We start from the raw sequence: 18,098 nt of genomic DNA on the forward strand, positions 1-18,098 counted from the left end.
CTAGTGTCCAGCGCATGACAGATTTAGGGCAGATGCGCACACGAAGAATGCTGATCACGGTCGTGGGGGCCGGCGCGGCCGTGATTCTCGGAGTCGGTGGAGCGATCGCGGCGGGGTCGGGGGAGGAGCGCGCCGCGAACGTCGGTACGACGGTGGAGCCGGTGGCCGACGAGACGGTCAGCCCCGAATCGGACGGCAGCACCTCCGACGGCAGCACCTCGGACGGGAACACCTCGGACGGCGGCAGCGTGAGCGGCTCCGGAGGCGCCGATCCCAGCCCGGAGGAGTCGGGCGGCTTCCCCTCGCCCGACCCCACGAGCGGCCCCGGCGGCGACCCCACGGACGGTCCCGGCGAGCCCACGAGCGGCCCCGGTTCTCCCAGCGCCCCGGCGGACCTCGAAGACCTCTCCAGGCGCATCGACGAACTCGACGAGAAGGTCGACCGGCTGCCCACGAAGAAGGAACTGGCCGACGCGCTCCGCGCCTTCGCCGACCAACTGGACACCCAGGGCTGACGGTCCGCCCTCGCCCTCTTCCCCGTCCCCTTCGTTCGTCACCCTGGTCCGTTGGCTCCGGCCGGCCGACAGAAAGGTATTTCGACTGGACCAATGGCACAGTGATCTAGGCATGTGTTGAGCCAGTGCTCCACCAGATGCTTATCTGTGTCCCTGTGAAAAGCATGTTCGTGGCCCCGGACCCGGGGCGTCTCCGGCTCAGGAACGCGCTGCGCGCCGTCCTCGGCATCGCCCTCGCCGTCGCGGTGTCCGAGGCGGCCGGGCTCCCGCTGACCGCGTCGATCTTCGGCGGCCTGGCGGCGCTGCTCGCGCTCTTCACCGTCCTCGACCCGACCGTCCGCGCCCAGCGCGTGACGACCGCGCTGCTGCCCGTCGCCGGCCTCCCGGTCCTCGCCCTGGCCACGGTCCTGAACGGGGCGCCCCTCGCCCGCGACGTGGCCTTTCTCGCCGTCGTCCTCGCCGGGGTCTACGCCCGGCGCTGGGGCCCGCGCGGCCACGCGCTCGGCATCTTCGCCTTCATGAACTTCTTCGGCACCCAGTTCCTGCACGCCGTCCCCGGCCAACTGCCCGAACTGGCCGCCGCCACCGCGCTGGCCCTGCTCATGGCGGGCGCGGTCCGCTTCGTCCTGTGGCCCATCGAGCGGCGCACCCCGCCCTCCGCCGTCCCGCCGGCGCCCGCCGGTACGGGGCTCGCGCGGCCCACCACCCGGCAGGCGCTCCAGTCCACCGCCGCCTGCGCGTTCGCCCTCGTCATCGGCCAGGCGCTCTCCGACGACCGCTGGTACTGGGCCGTGGGCACCGTCTGGTGGATCTTCGTCAACACCGCCTCGCGCGGCGAGACCCTGGTCCGCGGCTTCCGGCGGGTCCTCGGCACGGTGATCGGCCTCGTCGTCGGCCTGCTGGTCGCCGTCCCGCTGCACGGCGCCCCCGTACCCACGGCCGCGCTCGTCGCGGTCTGCGTCTTCGGCATCTTCTACACGGCCCAGGTCTCCTACAGTTGGATGGTCCTGGCCGTGACCGTGATGGCCGGGCTGCTGTACGGGCTGCTCGGCGTCCTCGACCCCGGTCTGCTCGCCCTGCGCCTCGCGGAGACCGGCGCGGGAGCCCTCGGCGCGGCGCTCGCCGTCGTCCTCGTACTGCCCGTCACCGTCCACGCCACCACCGACGCCTGGATCCGGCGCGCCCTGCACAGCGTCCACGCCTGTACGGCCGAGGCCGCCCGCCGGCTCGCCGGGGACGCGGCGGCCGACCCGGCGCCGTACGCCGCCGAACTGGAACTGCTGCTCGGCCGCGTACGGATGTCCCTCGCCCCGCTCGTCCATCCGCTCAGCCCGCTGCGGGCACGCAAGGCCCGCGCCCGGCAGGTGCTCGGCCTGCTCGACGACTGCGCGCGCGAGGTACGGGGGTTCGCCGCCGTGGCCGCCGATCCGGCCGCCTCGCACGACGCCCGGCTGGCCGCCGCCTGTGAGCGGATCGAGGCCGCCGTACACGAACTGGTCGCCCCCGGAACGGAGTTCGCCCTTCCTGGGGCGGCCCCGCTCGTCTCCCCGTATCTGTCCCACCATCCCGGGGCCGAGCGCGCGCTGGCCCATCTGCACGGCCTGGAGCGGGCGCTCACGGGGCTCTCCGCGCCCCTGCGCACCTCACCGCGCGCCCCGCTCGTACCCGCCTGATCCACCCGTAAGGGCGCACCGGGGCCGGGATCCGGCCAGGACGGCCTGCTACGGTTCGGCCGGACGATCGGCGGGGCGTTCGGCGGGCCGGTTCGGCCGGACGACCGGAAGGCCGGGCCGCGGGGCGGGACGAGAGGGCACACACGGTGGGTGGCGACAGCGGCGGACGCGACCGCGGACGGGCCTTCATCGGGTCGTTCACCTCGGCAGGGGGCCTCGGCGTCATCGCCGCCGCCGTGGACGCGCGGACCGGGGCGCTGACGGCGCGCGGCGCGACGGACGCCGTGCCGGATCCCTCCTGCCTCACGCTCTCACCGGACGGCACCGTGCTCTACGCCGTCTCCGAGACCGACGAGGGCGCCGTGGCCGCCTTCCGTACCCCGGACACCGACGCCGCGGGGCACGCGGCGCCGCGCCTCCTCGCGGACCCCGTGCCGGTCGGCGGCTCCGGCCCCACCCATCTCACCCTCGCCGCCGGGCATCTCCTCACGGCCAACTACGGCTCCGGCAGCGTCTCCGTCCTGCCCGTCGCCGCCGGCGGACGCCCGGGTCCCGTCACCGGGCTGCTCCGGAACCGGGGCGCCGGGCCGCACCCCGACCGGCAGCGCGGACCGCACGCCCACCAGGTCATGGCGGCCCCCGGCGGACGCTGGATCCTCAGCACCGACCTGGGCACCGACACCGTACGGATCTGCACCCTCGACACCGCCGCAGGCGCGCTGGTCCCGTACGGCGAGACCGCGCTGCGCCCCGGCACCGGCCCCCGCCACCTCGCCTTCCATCCGGCGGGCGGCCATGTCTACGTCCTGGGCGAGCTGGAACCGGTGCTCACCGTCTGCCGCTGGGACCCGGCGAACGGCGTGCTCGAACCGGTCGGTGAGGCGGCCGTCCTGCCCGACGGCGTGGGCGGCGCGAACTTTCCCTCCGAGGTGGTCGTGGCGCCGGACGGACGGTTCCTCTGGGTCGCCAACCGGGGCCACGACAGCATCGCCGTCCTCGCCCTCGACCCGACGTACGAGAAGCCGGAACTCGTCACCACCGTGCCGTGCGGCGGGCACTGGCCGCGCGATCTCGTGCTGGACCCGACGGGCCGCAGGCTGTACGCCGCGAACGAGCGCTCCGGCGACGTGACCTGGTTCGACATCGACCCGGCCACCGGCGTCCCGGCCCCGGCCGGCGCCCTGGAGGCGCCCGCCGCCTCCTGCGTGATCTTCGGCTGAGGCCCTGAGGTTTCCCCACCTTTCCCCGCCCGCCGCACGCACGGGAAGGGCCCGCCCCGGAGCGATCCGGTGCGGGCCCTTTCCACACGTACGGGCGCGAGAACGGAGCCTCCGTCCGTACGCGGGCGCGTGTCAGTGCGCGGGCGTCCCCTGCGGCTGCGGGGTGATGCCCAGCGTGGTGGCGTACTTCGACAGCACCAGCTTGCCGATGGCCGGGTACGCGCCGAGCGGCTCGGCCGTGGCGCAGTCGGCCTCCTTGACGGCCGTGTCGAGCAGGCCCGCGGGCAGCTCGGGGCCGACCAGGTACGGCGCGAGCGCGAGCTGCGTCGAACCCGACTCGCGGAGCTGCTCGGCGATCGCGGCGACGGAGCCCTCCGTGTCGAGCGCGGCGGCCATCACCGGTACGGCGAGCCGCGCGGCCAGCAGCATTCCGGTGATCCCCGCGGTCTGGACCGCCTCCTCGCCGCCCACCGTGGCCAGGATGATCCCGTCGGCCGCCGTGGCGACCGTGAAGAGCCTGGCGCGGTCGGCGCGGGCCAGACCGGCCTCGGAGAGGCGTACGTGCAGGCCCTCGGCGAGCAGCGGGTGCGGGCCGAGGACATCGGTCAGCTCCGCGGCGGCGCCGCTGTCCGTCACGGCCTCGCTCATCCGCTCGATCAGCGCGCCCTCCGGGCCCGCCAGCAGCGGTACGACCACGGCGGCGGGGCCCTCGGGCTCCGCGACCTCACGGCCGGCGGCCTTGGCCATCTCGTAGCGCTCCGTGCGCAGCGCGGCGGTTCCGGCCAGTACGGCCTGGAGCGTCGGGTACTCGGTGTCGTCGCCGTCCAGGTAGCCGATGTAGGCGTCGAGGCCGGGAAGCTCGGAACGGGCGATGCTGACGACCTCTTCGGCCAGCCCGCGGACGGCGCTGGACGGGGGTCCGGGAACGGCGAGAACCAGCGCGGGCGCACCTTCGGGGGCCGCGACCGGTTCGGGACGGCGGTGGCGCCCCGACTGGCGGGGTCGCGGCATTCGTACAGGCAGGCCGGATGCGGGCCCAGTGGGGGTGCTCATGGCGTCGAATGCTACTGGTTTTGTGGGCGCGGCTGTTCGGGGAGGGGGCGGCTGCGAGCCATCTGTCCTTATATATCCGTTAGGTATTTTTCAGCTCATCTGTGCTGTTCTGTCGAGACGTTCAGTAGTCGCGGTTCGTGCGGCAGCCGGAGCGAGCCGGTGGCGAGCGCCGCGGCGATGAGCAGCGCCCCACCCAGCGGATCCGTGGCCGCGGAGACCGCCGCGGCATGCGGGAGGCGGGCGGACAGCTCGGCGCGCACCGGGCCGAGGAGCGGTTCGCCGAGTTTGAACAGACCCCCCGTGAGGGCGACTTCACATTCACCCGATGGTGGGCAGACGGCCACGGCGGCGTCCGCGATGTGCTCCGCCGCCTGCGCGAGAATCGACCGTGCGACCGGATCGTCGGCCGCGTGTCGGGCCACTTCCGGAGCGAACGAGGCGAGCACCGCCGGCCGGTCGGAGCGGGGATAGAGCAGTCCGGGCAGGTCGCCCGCCGGACCGAAAAATGTCTCCATGCCGGACAGGAGCGCGGCCGATCCACCGCGCCGCCCGTCGTGCGCCCGCAGGGCGGCCTCCAGTCCCGCGCGGCCGATCCAGGCGCCCGAGCCGCAGTCGCCGAGGAGATGGCCCCAGCCGTCCGCGCGGTGCCAGCCCGCCGGTGTCATGCCCAGCGCGATCATGCCCGTACCCGCGGCGACGACGGCGCCGGGGCGCTGGCCGAGCGCGCCCGCGTACGCGGTGACCGCGTCGGCGGCGAGCGCGAGGCGCCGTACCCCGAGGGAGCGCTCCAGCGCGGCGGGCAGCGCGGCGCGGAGCCCGTCGCCCAGCGTCGCCATTCCGGCGGCGCCGACCGCGACCGCCGACAGGCCCTCCGTACCGGCCGCCGCGCCCGCCCCGGCCAGCAGTGTCCGCGCGGCGGGCAGCAGCAGGGCGAGGAACTCCTTCGGATCGATGCCCGCGGGTCCCGTACGCACCGGCTCGGTGGAGTGGGTGGACGAGATGGCCGTGACCGCCCCGCCCGGCTCCGCGGTGCCGAGCGCGAACCGTACGCCCGAGCCGCCCGAGTCGACGCCCAGGACCCAGCTCACCCGGGCTCCCGGCTCATCACCCGCGCCGGCTCACGGCGGTCGCCGGTCGGCTCACGGCAGTTGCCAGTCGACCGGCTGCGCGCCCTGGCCGATCAGCAGGTCGTTGGCCCGGCTGAACGGCCGTGAGCCGAAGAAGCCGCGGTCCGCCGACATGGGGGAGGGGTGGGCCGACTCGATCGCCGGGTGGTCGCCGAGCAGCGGACGGAGGTTACGGGCGTCGCGCCCCCACAGGATGGACACGAGCGGCTTGCCGCGGGCGACCAGCGCGCGGATCGCCTGCTCGGTCACCTCTTCCCAGCCCTTGCCGCGGTGCGCGGCGGGCTTGCGGGGCGCCGTGGTGAGCGCCCTGTTGAGCAGCAGGACCCCCTGCCGCGTCCAGGGCGTGAGATCGCCGTTGGACGGGCGCGGATGACCCAGGTCCGTGTGCATCTCGCGGAAGATGTTGTCCAGGCTGCCCGGTACGGGGCGCACTTCGGGCGCCACCGAGAAGCTCAGCCCCACCGCGTGCCCCGGTGTCGGATAGGGGTCCTGTCCGACGATCAGCACCCTCACCTCGTCGAAGGGCTGCTGGAAGGCGCGGAGGACGTGGGGCCCCGCGGGCAGATAGGTGCGCCCGGCACCGATCTCCGCCCGCAGGAAGTCGCCCATCTCGGCGATGCGCCCGGCCGCCGGGGCCAGCGCGTCGGCCCAGCCGGGCTCTACGATTTCGTTCAACGGTCGTGCTGCCACGGGGCGTCACTCTACCCGTCAGGTTCCCGGGGTCGGGCCTCCCGCATGTGGTTCCGTTCCGTCCGCCGTCAGGTTCCGTTCCATCAGCACGGTGTCGATCCACCGCCCGTGCTTGTACCCGACCTCCGTCAGCCGCCCGGCGTGCGCGAAGCCGAACCGCCGGTGCAGGGCGGCCGACGCGTCCTGGCCGGTGTCCGCGATGACGGCGACCATCCGGCGCCGGCCCGCCCGCGCGCACCGTTCCACGAGAGCCCCCAGCAGCGCGCCGCCCAGGCCCTTGCCGGTGTGGCCGGGGGAGAGGTAGATCGTGTCCTCGACGGTGTTCCGGTAGGCGGGCCGGGGGCGCCAGGGGCTCGCGTACGCGTACCCGGCCACCTCGCCGGCCACCTCGGCGATCAGGAACGGATCGTTCCGGGAGGCGAAGTCCTGGAGGCGCCGCAGCCAGTCGTCGGCGGTCGGCGGCACCTCCTCGAACGTGATCACGCTGTGGAGGACGTAGTGGGCGTAGATTCCGGCCACGGCGGGAAGATCCGCGGGCGTGGCCGGCCGGACGACGGTCTGCGGAGCCAACGTTCCCATGGCTCGTTCTCCTTGCTCGCGGGCTGTCCGGCCGGGCTGTCCGGCCGGACAGCCCGTGTCTCAGACGGCGCGGTGGTACTGCGGCGGAGTGTGCACCGTACCGCCCAGCTCACCGGCGGCGCGGCGGGCCCAGGACGGGTCGCGCAGCAGCTCCCGGCCGAGCAGCACGGCGTCGGCCTCGCCGTTGGCGAGGATCTTCTCGGCCTGCTCGGCGTCGGTGATCAGACCGACCGCCGCGACGGGCAGCCGGGTCTCGGCCCTGACCCGGGCCGCGAACGGCACCTGGTAGCCGGGGGTGACGGGGATGCGTACGCCGGCGGCGTTGCCGCCGCTGGACACGTCGAGCAGGTCCACGCCGTGCGCCAGTAGCTCGTCCGCGAGGCGCACCGTGTCGTCCACCGTCCAGCCGCCCTCGTCGAGCCAGTCGGTGGCGGAGATACGGAAGAAGACGGGCAGCTCGTCGGGCCACTCCGCGCGGACGGCGTCCACGACCTGGAGGGCGAAGCGCGCGCGGTTCTCGAAGGAGCCGCCGTAGGCGTCCGTACGCCGGTTGCTGTGCGGCGAGAGGAACTCGCCGATCAGGTAGCCGTGCGCCCCGTGGACCTCGACGACCTCGAACCCCGCCTCCCGGGCGCGCCGGGCCGCCGCCGCGAACTGGCCGACGATCCCCTCGATCTGCTCCACCGTCAGCTCGGCGGGGAGGAGATGGCCGTCGGCGAAGGGCACCGCGCTCGGTGCCAGCGGCTCCCAGCCGTTGGCGTCGGGGCCGACCGGGCCGCCGCCCTTCCACGGCCGGTCGGTGGATGCCTTGCGCCCGGCGTGGGCGAGCTGGATACCGCTGGTGGTGCCCTGTTCGGCGAGGAAGCGGGTGATCCGGCGGAAGCCCGCCACCTGGGTGTCGTTCCAGATCCCGAGGTCGGCCGGGCTGATGCGGCCCTCCGGGCTGACGGCCGTGGCCTCGGTGAGGATCAGCCCCGTACCGCCGACGGCGCGCGCCGCGAGATGGGCGAAGTGCCAGTCGCCCGGCACACCGGCGTCGGGGCCCGTCTCCTCGGCGCTGTACTGGCACATGGGCGCCATCCAGATCCGGTTCGGGACGGTCAGCGACCGCAGGGTGTACGGCTCGAACAGTGCGCTCACGGCAGGCTCCATTCACCACGTAGGGGAGGGGCCGGTACGGAGGGGGCCGGCCCACGCTTCGTACGGTACCCACCGTAGTACGGTAAATGTCAAACTACGAAGAGTCTCGTACCATGGAGGGACATCCCGAAACGAGTGGAGCCGCCGTGACCGCCGCGACCAGCACCCGTGAACTCGCCCACCCACCCTGTACGGAGATCCGTCTGGAGGGCGTGCTCCACGCGCTCGCCGACCCCCTGCGGCTGCGGGTCGTCCGCGACCTGGCCGTCGCCGACGGCGAGCTGTCCTGCTCGCACTTCGACCTGCCCGTCACGAAGTCGACCACCACCCACCACTTCCGGGTGCTGCGCGAGAGCGGGGTGATCCGGCAGGTCTACCGGGGGACGGCCAAGATGAACGGGCTGCGCCGGGACGACCTGGACGCGCTCTTCCCCGGGCTGCTCGGCAGCGTCCTGGGCGCCGCCGCCGCGCAGGAGGTCCGGCTCGGCGCTCCGGTGCTGTGAAGCCTTGCGCGCAGGTGTGGTGCGCCGGTGCTATGAGCCGACAGGGTGCCGTACGGACCGGCGCGTGCGCGCCATAACCATAGGGGCGGATTGCCTGATTAAGTTGTGAATGTGTCGGAACACAGACTGATGTCCGCCCAGGAACCCCCTGACCGCGACGCCCGCGAGTGGCCCGTGTGGGAAGTGCAGGGGCACGGCACGGTGACCGCCGTCGGAGACCCCCGGGACGGCGCCGAGCGGCGCGAGATCCTGCCGCCGTGGGTCGATGTCCGCCTGACGTTCCAGGACGGTGCCCGGATCGATGTCCTCGCGGTGGTACGGGACGGCCGGATCGCCATCGAGGACGCGCAGGCCGATCCGCCCCTGGCGCTCGACGGCTTCGCGGCACTGGCCGACGCGATCGAGGCACCGCTCCAGAGCGCCTGCCAGGTGGTCGCAGGGCCGCACAGACCGCCCGTACCCCAGCCGGCCGCCGCGGTCCCGTGCGAGACCTTGCCCGACGTGGTGGAGGCGATGGACGCGGTGGAGGTGGGGACGCCGCCCGAGGAGCCCCGCGTCACGCCCGGCTCCGGGGCCGGTCCCGGCTCGGGTGCGGACCTCGCCACGGGTCCCGGCCCAGGTCCCGGCCCCGACCTCGGCTTCGGCCCCGTTGTCGACCCCGCCACCGACCCCGCCCCCGACCCCGACCCTCACCCCGGCTCCGCGCCTCGGCCCGGCTGTGGGACCCGGCCCGAGCCGCAGGCCGTGACGGAACCCGGGCCCGCGCCCGCGGTGGCGGCCCCCGGGGCAGCTTCCGAGGGGCCCTCCGGCGGCGAGGAGCGGGCGCCCGCGGAATCCGGCCGCCACCGTGCCCGTACATCCGTTCCGCGCGGCGGGGCCGCCCGGCGTGGGGTCGCCGAGATCTACCGCGCCGCCCAGAGCGCCGGCCAGGACCCCGTACTCGCCGTCATGTCCGCCACCGGGTTCAGCCGCCGCAAGGCGCTCAGGCTGATCGCCGGGGCCCGCGACGACGGTCATCTCAGCCCCCGTCACCACCGCCGCTGATCTGACGCGGGGTCACCGGGCGCCGCCGGGGATCACATCGAGCGCATCCGGTTCATCTCGACGGTCTGCTGGGCGATGACCTCGTTGGCCATCTCCCCGACCAGGATGTTGTTGCCCTCGGAGACCGCCTCGGTCGCCATCGTGACCGCGCCCTGATGGTGAGTGATCATCAGCTTCAGGAACAGCTCGTCGAACGCCTTGCCCTTCGCCGCGCGCAACTGCGTGAGCTGGGCCTCGGTCGCCATGCCGGGCATCGTCGCATGGCCATGGCTGTGTTCCTTCTTTGCCCCGCCATTGTTTTTCAGCCACGCTTCCATGACCTCGATCTCCGGCTTCTGCGCGGCGGAGATCCGCGCCGCGAGCCGCTTCACCTGCGTCGAGTCGGCCCTCTCCGGGACGAGTTCGGTCATGTCCAGCGCCTGTGCGTGGTGGACGATCATCATCTGCGCGTAGGTGAAATCGGCCGAGTTGGGGGTGTCGTCGGGCGCGGCCTTCTTCGCCTCCTCCGGGGAGAGCGTCTTGGCCGGTTCGCCCGGTTTTCCGGGCGCCACCACGCCAGGGCCTTGCTCCGCCTTGGTCTCCGCGGCCTTGTCGTCCCCCGAGTCGCAGGCTCCCAGGGCGAGTACGGCGACGGCCACCGCCGCCGCGACGGCGGACCGGCGGGCCCGCGGATTCCGGTGGCGGATCAACACAGTGACCTCCTACAACACAGGGGCAGGACTGAACACGTTCCTAACACGCTTCCGCGTGAGAGTGATCAAAAACTTTCATTACGTCTCTGTTGCCATCTGTTGATATGTACATGGGAGGGACGATACTGCCGAGGTCCGAGACCCGTTCAACTCTGGACGGATACAAGGGAGGACGTAGTGACCTCGTTGCACACCACCCGCGTGCGGCGCAGACGTCTGGGCGTGGCGGCAGCCGCGGCCGGGCTCTTCGCGACGCTGCTGACCGCCGGGCCGGCGGTCGCCACCCCCGACCCCGGCGACGCCCCGGCCAAGGAGAAGATCTCCAAGAGCCAGGCCGCCGAGGTGAAGGAGGCCATCGCGCAGGGTGACATACCCGGCGTGGACGAAGTCGTCCACAGCTCCAACATCACCCACGTGACCAACGTCCCGAAGGACCTGATCACGGGGACCAACTCGGATCTGGCCTTCCAGGGCAAGTACGCCTTCTCGGGGAACTACGACGGCTTCCGGATCTTCGACATCAGCAACCCGAAGTCCCCCAAGACCGTCGCGCAGGTTCTCTGTCCCGGATCGCAGAACGACATCTCGGTCTCCGGCAACCTGCTCTTCCTCTCCACCGACTCCTCCCGCAGTGACAACTCCTGCAACAGCGTCGCGCAGTCGGCGGCGGTCAAGGAGTCCTGGGAGGGCATGAAGATCTTCGACATCAGCGACAAGCGGAACCCCAAGTACGTGGCCGCCGTCGAGACGGCGTGCGGCTCGCACACCCACACGCTGGTACCGAAGAAGAAGGACGTCTACGTCTACGTCTCGTCGTACTCGCCCAGCACGTCCTTCCCGGACTGCCAGCCGCCGCACGACGGCATCTCCATCATCAAGGTGCCGCGCAAGGCCCCGCAGAAGGCCGAACTCCTCAAGTTCGAGGTGCTGTTCCCCGAGGGCGGCAACCCGGGAGCACCCACCAACCCGGGTGTCTCGGCGACCACCGGCTGCCACGACATCACCGTGCTGCCCTCCAAGGACCTGGCGGCCGGTGCCTGCATGGGCGACGGCATCCTGATGGACATCAAGAACCCCGAACGCCCCAAGGTGATCGACCGGGTCCAGGACAACGTGAACTTCGCGTTCTGGCACTCGGCCACGTTCAACCAGAAGGCCAACAAGGTCATCTTCACCGATGAGCTGGGCGGCGGTGGCGCCGCCACCTGCAACGAGGCGATCGGTCCGAACCGGGGCGCCGACGGCATCTACGACATCGTCGGCAAGGGCGACCAGCGCAAGCTGGTCTTCCGCAGCTACTACAAGATCCCCCGGCACCAGGCCGACACCGAGAACTGCGTCGCCCACAACGGCTCGCTGATCCCGGTCAAGGGCCGCGACATCATGGTCCAGTCCTGGTACCAGGGTGGCGTCTCCGTCTGGGACTTCACCAACTCCTCGAAGCCGAAGGAGATCGCGTACTTCGAGCGCGGTCCGATCTCGGCCGAGACGCTGGTGGGCGGCGGCACCTGGTCCGCGTACTACTACAACGGCTACATCTACTCGAACGACATGGTCAAGGGCTTCGACGTGCTGAAGCTCGACGACCGTCTCACCGATCCCGCGAAGCGGGTGCGGATGGACGAGCTGAACGTCCAGACGCAGCCCGACTACTTCGGCGGCTTCGGCCACTGAAGGACGATGCCCTGAGACGTTCCGCCGGGCGGACTCACGCCCGGCGGAACGCCCAACTCCCAGTCGAGGTGGTAGCGGTCGAACAGCTCCGCCCGCAACCGGGGCAGCGGCATCGGCGCGCCCGGCATCAGCGCCGCGAAGACCGCGCCCATCAGCAGGGCACGCAGCATCGGATAGTCACTGTCCGGGTCCGCCGAGCCGTACCGCTCCACCGTCTCGCGCAGCAGCCCCGCCAGCCGCTGCTGCTCCGGGCACTGCACGAACCCCTCCGCCTGGAGGATGCCCGCCATATGGGTCCGCATCAGGACGGGGCTCTCCACCGTGAGCCCGAGGATCGCGTCGATCGCCCGCGCCAGCCGCTCCCGGCCGTCCTCCGGCACCGGTTCGCGCTCCAGGGCGGCGGCGAGTGTGCGGTGCATCAGCCGGTGTACGGCGGACTGGAGGAGCTGGCGCTTCCCCGGAAAGTAGTACGAGACGAGCCCGCGCGCCGAACCGGCCCGCTCGGCGATGTCCGCGAGCTTCGTGGCCTCGTAACCGCGTTCGGCGACCAGCTCCACCGTCGCCTGGAGCAGCCGCTCCCGTGAACGGCGGCGCAGCTCTTCATTGACCGACGCGCTCCGCGGGGACATGCTTGACTCCTGCGTTGACTGGCTCTGAGCCAGTATACTCAGGACGTCCCGCCGAGGGCCCCTGCGGGCCTGCCGTACGGGGCTGCCGCCGGTCTTGGGCGACGCGGGGGATCGTCCAAGACCGGCGGCGTCTTCTCCGGTTTCCCGGAAACCGGGAAGGACGGATGTGCGGCCCACCGGTACCTGATGGGGGATTACCGATCGGCGCCGATTCCGGGCTGACGGCACGTGGAAGAACGGGTGGGCGTCACGTCAGTTCCCTTCCCTCGTACGGAAATCGGCGGCCCACCGCGCCGTGGGCTTGAGCCCGCCGAAGGTGTAGAAGTGCAGCTTCAGAACGCCGTGGCGACGTCCGTCGTAGCCGTCGGCCAGGGCGTGGACGAAACGGTCGGGACCGGCGGTGCCCATCAGGTTGGTGATCGAGAATCCGTACTTCTTCGCGATGGCCGCGCTCGTGCCGACGCCGAAGCGCGCGGCGTACGTCATCAGCCGTCCGATCCCGGCGGGGCCGGGGACCCCGACACGTATCGGTACGTCGACACCCCGGGCGCGTACAGCCTCGATCCAGGCCAGGACCGGGGCGGCATCGAAACCGAACTGGGTGATGATCCCGCCGGACAGTCCGTACCGTGCGAGGTCCGCGGTCTTGTCCTCGATCGCCGACCAGAGCACCGGGTCGGCGATCGAGGGGTGTCCTTCGGGATAGCCGCTGATGCCGACGTGCCGCACGCCGTACTCCTGGAGGAGCCCGGACCGGATGAGCGCGAGGGCGTCGTGGTAGGGGCCGTGGGGTGTGGTGGGGTCGCCGCCGATGACGAAGACGTGGTCGGCGGTGCCGTCGGAGCGGAGTGCGGCGAGGAGTTCCTCCAGCTCCGGCCGGGAGCGCAGGCGCCGGGCCGAAATATGCGGTACGGGGGTGAACCCGAACCGCCGGACGGCGCGCGCCGCGGCCAGTCGCGTACCCGGGTCCTCGTTGCCGAGGAAGGTGATGTTGATCCGGGTGCCGGCCGGAATGAGGTCGCGGGCCTCTTCGAGCCTGACGATGTCCTTGCCCGTCATCTCCAGGGAGAAGTCATCCAGAAGAGGGGCGACGGCCGAGGCAGAGGCCGTGGAGGGGCAGTCCATGGTGCTCCTTGTTCGCGTGGTTCCTCCCGGGCACGGAGTGCCGCCGGGGCGAGGTGGGGCGCGCGGTCCCCGCGCACGGCCGTCGGGCGGCGCACGGGGACCGCTGCCGGGCGCTGAACCGGGGTGTCGCGCTCAGGCGTTGCGCCGGTACCGGGTCCGTGCGTGGTCGTCGTACGGCGCGGGATGGACGGTGGCGCGGATGCGCGGGAGGCCGAGGTGGGCGCCGGGGTCGGTACCCGGCCCCGGGTGGTCGCCCCACACCACCGACACCTCGGTCCCCGGTTCGGCGTACTCGTGGTCGACCAGTGCCAGGGAGAGGACCGTACCCGCCCGGTCGAGGGAGTCCGACTGGAAGGTGACGCCCGCCAGGGCGGAGCCGGTCTCCACCCGGTTGCGGGCGTAGGTGTGCACGAACCCAGGCTCCTGCCCGAGGGTGTTACGGAGATCCTCGGCGTCGAGGACGAGGGTGACCTTCGTACGCCGGACGCTGTCCCTGGCCGCGAGGAGTGCCTCACGGCCGATGAAGTCGTGGTCGAAGGAGATCGCCTTGCCGTAGCCCAACTCGTACGGCGAGCAGTAGAAGTCCTCGATGTTCTCGGAGAAGAAGCTTCCGTGCAGCGGCTTCTGCCCCTCGACCCCGTACAGGGGCAGGTACGCGCGGTAGTCGGCCAGATCCGGGTCCGTGTAGACGGCCGGGGTCGGTGTCGCGATCCAGCCGCTCTCCATACTGGCGGTGGGGTAGGCGAGCGCCCCGACATGGACGAGGCCGAACGGTCCGCCGCCGGTCATCAGCGCCTCCTTCACCGCCTTCGCGTGCTGCCACGGGCCGACGAACTCGAAGCCTGGCCGGCCCGCCATGCCGTGACGCAGTGCGCGGAAGCGCATCGGGCCCAGCGACACCGGGGTGGAATGGAAGAACTTCGTCGGCGGTATCGGACCGCCGAAGACCTCCTCCACGAGGGCGCCCGCCAACGGCCCCTGTATCTGGTAGCGGAAGAGCGTCGGGTCGCCCCCGTTCCGGAACGCCGAGGAGGGGTCGGTGACGAAGGTGACGTCGTACGCGCCCTTCCGGGCGTGGTACTTGACCCAGCTCTGCGCGGCGGGAATGCCGCTGAGCGTGTACGTGTGCTCCGCGTCGCGCAGCAGGATGCCGTCCGTGACGAGGTTGCCGTCCGGCGCCACGGGAACGAACTGCTTGGCCTGGCCGACCGCGAATCTCTCGTAGTCGTTCGCGCTCACCGCCGCCAGCAGACGGGTGGCGTCGGGCCCCTCGACGCGGGTGTCGGACATGTGGTGGGACAGGTCCGAGAGCGCCACAGCGGTGTGCCACGCGGCCTGCTCCTGCCGCCAGCCCACGTATTCGGGCTCGATGACCTCCGGCGTCCAGGGAGCGGGGTCGGGCTTCCACAGCAGCTTCACGGGCGAGCCCGCCCGGTCGATGCCGTTCTGGAGACTGGGTGCTGTCACGTTGTGTGCCTCTCGCTTTCGCCTGCCCGCGAGACGCGGCGCAGATGTGTTCTCCGGTCGGCCGTCGTCATCCGTGTCGCCACGCCTGGGCCCGGCCGCCTCCAGGGACGGCCCCGACCACATCGGTGGCCGCGGAAGTGGCGGAAGAGGCGGGAGACGGGGGAGACGTGGGATCGGGGGCGGGCCCCGAACGGGTCGCGTCAGCCGTGGCCGGGGCGGTGATCGGCTTGCGCGGGCCGCGCAGCAGGATCGCGGCGACGAGGGCGGCGAGCAGGGTGAGCGCCGCGGCGACGATCAGGCACAGGCGGAGGCCGTCGAGGAAGGCATCCCCCACGGCGGCGAGCGCCTGGCCTGTCCCGGCGTCCGGATTCATCCGGGCGACCGCGCCCAGGCCGCCCGCTTCGGCGGTCTCCACGATGTTCCGCCGGGCCGCTCCCGTGATTCCGGCGTCGGCGAGATGACCGGGGAAGGTGTCGAGGGCCCTGGCGGTGAGGAGCGAGCCCAGGATGGCCGGGCCGAGCGCGGCACCGACCTGCCGGAAGGCGTTGTTGCCGGCCGCGGCCATGCCGGCCAGGTGCGGGGGCACCGACGCGACCGCCGTGGCGGTCATGGGCGTCAGGACGCCGCCCATCCCGACGCCCAGCAGGGCCAGACGCCACATGATGGAGAGGAACGACGTGCCGGCGTCGACGCTGGTCAGCGAGAGCAGGGAGCCGGTGACGACGAGCAGCCCCGCAGTGATCAGCGTGCGGGTGGGGATCCGGTGCATGAGCCGCCCGACGGGGCCGCCGACGACGATGGCGGCCGCGGTGACCATGAGGAGCCGCCAGCCGGCCTGGAGGGTGTCGAGCTGCTGGACCATCCCGAAGTAGAGGCTCAGGAGGAAGAAGAAACCGATCAGCGCCAGGAAAGTGATCATCGCGACCAGCGTCGTGGCCGTGAATGCCGGGCTGCGGAACAGCGTCAGATCCAGCATCGGGCTGTCGCTGCGCCGTTCGACCAGGACGAAGGCGACCGAGCCGGCCACGGCGACGCACAGCGCGACCAGCACCTGGACGTCGCTGAAGGAACCGGCGCCGCCTTCGATCACGCCGTACACCAGCGCGGTGATCGACGGCGCGGCGGTGAGCTGGCCGGGCCAGTCCAGCTTCCGTCCGTGCGGGGCCCGCGAGTCGGCCGGCAGCCATGCGGTGAAGACCGTCGCGAGCAGCGAAACGGGAATGACCAGCAGATGGATCCACCGCCAGGCGGCGTGTTCCAGGATGACTCCGGCGATCAGTGGGCCGATGGCCAGCGCCATCAGGAGCGAGGTGGCCCACAGACCGATGAACTTTCCGCGCTCCCGGTGGTCGGGCACCACGTGACCGATCAGCGCCAGCGTCGTGGGCAGCAGCGAGGCGGCGCCCAGTCCGGCGAGGGCCTGGCCGACCCACAACGCCTGGATCGACTGAGCGGTCAGCGCGACGGCGGCACCCACGGCGGAGAGCAGCAGGCCCGCCTGGAACACCTTCTTGCGCCCGTGGACGTCGCCGATCACTCCGGCGGTCAGGATGAACGCGGCCATGGGCAGAACGAACGCGCTCTGCACCCAGGCCAGTTGGGACGTCGACGCGTTCAGGGCCGCCTGGATGGCCGGCAGGCTCACGGCGACGGTGGTCACCGGCAAGTAGGCGACGAACACGCCCAGACAGGCCATGACGAGCGTTGCCGCCCGCCGGTCGGTCGGCCCGCTCGCCGAAGGTGTGACGGTCACGAAAACACTCCCTTGCGGCGCACCGCGCCGCGATTGATGTCCAGCGGGTCTCGGCGGGATGCCGGCTGCCTCGGCCCCTTCGGCCCCTCGGCTCCCTCGGCCCCTCGGACGAAACCTGAGCCTCAGCATCGGCGAAACGATGCGGAATCAACGAAGCGACGGCTCATATTGAAGAGAAACCACTACCACCGTCCCGCCACATGACACACTTCCCCCGTGATCGACGATGTGGACAGGCAAATCCTCCGCGCGTTGCAGTGGGCACCACGCGCGCCGTTCCGGCTCATCGGCGAAGTGAGCGGAGTGTCGGAACAGACCGCGGCCCGCCGCTGTCACGCCCTGCGCCGCAGCGGCGTGATGCGCGTGGTGGGCCTGGTCAACCCCGCCGTGCACGGAGCGGCGCAGTGGGTCGCCCGTATCCGCTGTCGTCCCGACCGGGTCGGCCCGCTCGCCGATGCCCTCGCCCGGCGCCCCGACATCGCCTACGCCAGCATCGCCTCGGGAGGCTCGGAGATCATCTGCGTCATCCGCTCACCGCTCGACATCCGGCGCGAGGACATGCTGCTGCGGCAACTGCCCAAGTCCGCCTCCGTGCTCGACGTGAGCATCGATCTGCTCATCCATCCCTTCGGCGGCACGGACACCGCAGGCTGGACCGGCTACGGCGGACACCTCACTCCTGAGCAGAAACACGTGCTGACCGGCGGGCCGCCCTCCGCCCCGGTCGGCCCCCTGCTGACCCCCACCGCCGAGGACGCGCCGCTCCTCGACACCCTCGCCGAGGACGGCCGTACCACGCACACGCAACTCGCCGAGCTCACCGGCTGGTCCAAGGGGCGCGTCGCCCGTCGGCTGGACTCCCTGGAAGCCTCCGGAGCCCTCTCGTACGACATCGACCTGCTGCCCGAACGCCTCGGTTACCACCTCACCGCCACCCTCTGGCTGCGCGTCGCCCCCGCCCATCTGGAACGCGCGGGGGAAGAGATCGCCCGCCACGACGAAGTCGCGTTCACCGGAGCCACCAGCGGCGACCACAACGTGATGGCCATCGTCGTCTGCCGTGACACCGAGGACTTCTACCGCTATCTGACCACCCGCCTCGCCGCCACCCCCGGTGTCGACGCCTACGGGGTCAGCATCCGCACCCACCGCCTCAAGCAGGCCGCCTCCCTGATCTCCCACGGCCGTCTCGTCCGTCCCGCACCCGCGTAGCC

The 18,098-nt window shown here is 72.0% G+C and carries 17 protein-coding genes; 7 read left to right on the forward strand and 10 right to left on the reverse strand.

What is annotated here, in order from left to right:
* Positions 1-32 precede the first annotated feature (32 nt).
* The 3 genes from ACIO3P_RS24815 (at position 33) to ACIO3P_RS24825 (ending at position 3,408) form a co-directional block, all read left to right on the forward strand.
* A complete protein-coding gene (locus ACIO3P_RS24815; protein WP_401852311.1) occupies positions 33-515 on the forward strand; it encodes a hypothetical protein in 483 nt (160 codons plus the stop codon).
* A 164-nt stretch (positions 516-679) separates the two neighbouring features.
* Positions 680-2,188, forward strand: coding sequence for an FUSC family protein (locus ACIO3P_RS24820; protein WP_401852312.1), 1,509 nt, complete (start codon positions 680-682; stop codon positions 2,186-2,188).
* A gap of 146 nt (positions 2,189-2,334) precedes the next feature.
* The gene (locus ACIO3P_RS24825; RefSeq protein WP_401852314.1) at positions 2,335-3,408 is read left to right on the forward strand and encodes a lactonase family protein; all 1,074 of its coding nucleotides are present in this window, start codon (positions 2,335-2,337) and stop codon (positions 3,406-3,408) included.
* Positions 3,409-3,540: 132 nt separating this feature from the next.
* Here the strand turns inward: ACIO3P_RS24825 and ACIO3P_RS24830 are convergent, their stop codons facing one another.
* The 5 genes from ACIO3P_RS24830 to ACIO3P_RS24850 all read right to left on the reverse strand — a co-directional run bounded on the left by ACIO3P_RS24830 (position 3,541) and on the right by ACIO3P_RS24850 (position 7,997).
* The gene (locus ACIO3P_RS24830; protein WP_401790227.1) at positions 3,541-4,461 is read right to left on the reverse strand and encodes a sirohydrochlorin chelatase; all 921 of its coding nucleotides are present in this window, start codon (positions 4,459-4,461) and stop codon (positions 3,541-3,543) included.
* Between the two features lie 95 nt (positions 4,462-4,556).
* A complete protein-coding gene (locus ACIO3P_RS24835; protein WP_401852316.1) occupies positions 4,557-5,549 on the reverse strand; it encodes an N-acetylglucosamine kinase in 993 nt (330 codons plus the stop codon).
* Between the two features lie 51 nt (positions 5,550-5,600).
* Complete coding sequence (locus tag ACIO3P_RS24840) at positions 5,601-6,278, reverse strand: uracil-DNA glycosylase (protein WP_329825626.1); 678 nt, start codon at positions 6,276-6,278, stop codon at positions 5,601-5,603.
* Positions 6,279-6,296: 18 nt separating this feature from the next.
* Positions 6,297-6,857 carry a GNAT family N-acetyltransferase gene (locus ACIO3P_RS24845; RefSeq protein ID WP_401852319.1) on the reverse strand — a complete coding sequence of 187 codons (561 nt, stop codon included), beginning with the start codon at positions 6,855-6,857 and terminating at the stop codon, positions 6,297-6,299.
* A 60-nt stretch (positions 6,858-6,917) separates the two neighbouring features.
* Entirely contained in the window at positions 6,918-7,997 is a 1,080-nt protein-coding gene (locus ACIO3P_RS24850; RefSeq protein WP_329825629.1) for an NADH:flavin oxidoreductase/NADH oxidase, read from the reverse strand.
* 146 nt (positions 7,998-8,143) lie between these two features.
* On the opposite strand from ACIO3P_RS24850, the gene ACIO3P_RS24855 reads away from it, so the two are divergent.
* A complete protein-coding gene (locus tag ACIO3P_RS24855; protein ID WP_401852322.1) occupies positions 8,144-8,500 on the forward strand; it encodes an ArsR/SmtB family transcription factor in 357 nt (118 codons plus the stop codon).
* Positions 8,501-8,611: 111 nt separating this feature from the next.
* Positions 8,612-9,544, forward strand: a complete 933-nt coding sequence (locus ACIO3P_RS24860) for a DUF6214 family protein (protein ID WP_401852324.1) — start codon at positions 8,612-8,614, stop codon at positions 9,542-9,544.
* Positions 9,545-9,576: 32 nt separating this feature from the next.
* Here ACIO3P_RS24860 and ACIO3P_RS24865 read toward each other — a convergent pair whose 3' ends face one another.
* Positions 9,577-10,230, reverse strand: coding sequence for a DUF305 domain-containing protein (locus ACIO3P_RS24865; RefSeq protein ID WP_401852568.1), 654 nt, complete (start codon positions 10,228-10,230; stop codon positions 9,577-9,579).
* Between the two features lie 183 nt (positions 10,231-10,413).
* Here ACIO3P_RS24865 and ACIO3P_RS24870 point away from each other — a divergent pair, with 183 nt between their 5' ends.
* The gene (locus ACIO3P_RS24870) at positions 10,414-11,910 is read left to right on the forward strand and encodes a hypothetical protein (protein ID WP_329825632.1); all 1,497 of its coding nucleotides are present in this window, start codon (positions 10,414-10,416) and stop codon (positions 11,908-11,910) included.
* Here ACIO3P_RS24870 and ACIO3P_RS24875 read toward each other — a convergent pair.
* The 4 genes from ACIO3P_RS24875 to ACIO3P_RS24890 form a co-directional block, all read right to left on the reverse strand.
* Positions 11,886-12,539, reverse strand: a complete 654-nt coding sequence (locus ACIO3P_RS24875) for a TetR/AcrR family transcriptional regulator (RefSeq protein ID WP_401852327.1) — start codon at positions 12,537-12,539, stop codon at positions 11,886-11,888. The genes ACIO3P_RS24870 and ACIO3P_RS24875 overlap by 25 nt on opposite strands.
* Positions 12,540-12,791: 252 nt before the next feature.
* On the reverse strand, positions 12,792-13,664 hold the full coding sequence (locus ACIO3P_RS24880; protein ID WP_401852330.1) for a methylenetetrahydrofolate reductase: 873 nt from the start codon (positions 13,662-13,664) through the stop codon (positions 12,792-12,794).
* 132 nt (positions 13,665-13,796) lie between these two features.
* A complete protein-coding gene (locus tag ACIO3P_RS24885) occupies positions 13,797-15,131 on the reverse strand; it encodes an aminomethyl transferase family protein (protein WP_401852331.1) in 1,335 nt (444 codons plus the stop codon).
* Between the two features lie 67 nt (positions 15,132-15,198).
* Positions 15,199-16,884, reverse strand: a complete 1,686-nt coding sequence (locus ACIO3P_RS24890; RefSeq protein ID WP_401852332.1) for an MFS transporter — start codon at positions 16,882-16,884, stop codon at positions 15,199-15,201.
* Between the two features lie 216 nt (positions 16,885-17,100).
* Between ACIO3P_RS24890 and ACIO3P_RS24895 the strand changes: the two genes are divergently transcribed.
* Entirely contained in the window at positions 17,101-18,096 is a 996-nt protein-coding gene (locus tag ACIO3P_RS24895) for an AsnC family transcriptional regulator (protein WP_329825639.1), read from the forward strand.
* Positions 18,097-18,098: the final 2 nt, after the last annotated feature.

The sequence above is a fragment of the Streptomyces sp. NPDC087310 genome (genome assembly GCF_044744405.1).
Lineage (GTDB): Bacteria > Actinomycetota > Actinomycetes > Streptomycetales > Streptomycetaceae > Streptomyces.